Annotated in this window: 1 protein-coding gene; it reads right to left on the minus strand. The window is 54.9% G+C overall.

Annotated elements, in window-relative coordinates; all coding sequences use genetic code 11:
* Positions 1–79: 79 nt before the first annotated feature.
* On the minus strand, positions 80–550 hold a 471-nt coding region (locus tag KCG48_RS15175), incomplete at its 5' end, for a C40 family peptidase (RefSeq protein WP_211802910.1).

Consider the following 550-nt stretch of genomic DNA (forward strand, 5'->3'; position numbering starts at 1 on the left):
AGTCTGGCTTCGAGGCTTTTAATTCGATGGGTGATCTTATCGATCTCCTCCGTCAGTTTTTGGATCTTTGGATTCATGGTTACCTCCTTGGCAAACGCCCGAAGGCGTAAAAATGGGATTGGAAATACGAGGTGTTCATGGAGGCGTACTGGATCGGGTTTCCGGCGTGGATCATCATGCCGTCGCCCACGTAGATGGCCACATGGGAAACCGGACCGATACTGTCGTAAGTGCCGGTGAAAAACACAATGTCGCCTGGCTTGGCCTCCGAGGGTGGGATGATGGCGCACTGGTCAAAGATCCCCTGGGCAGTGGTCCTTGATAGTGGATAGACGCCCGAATTTTTGAACACCCAGCAGACAAAGCCTGAGCAGTCAAAGGACGTCGATGGCGTGGAGCCTCCCCAAACATAGGGATAACCCAGATACTTTTCAGCTTCCTTGATCAGGGCCGCGAAAGTGGGATCTGACAGCGCTTCCGGCGGGATGTCATAGTCCGTATAAGCGCCATTGGTGCCGCCGACGGCTGGCGGGGTGTAGGGGTCAGTCCC

The sequence above is a fragment of the Proteiniclasticum sediminis genome (assembly GCF_018128025.1).
GTDB lineage: Bacteria > Bacillota > Clostridia > Clostridiales > Clostridiaceae > Proteiniclasticum > Proteiniclasticum sediminis.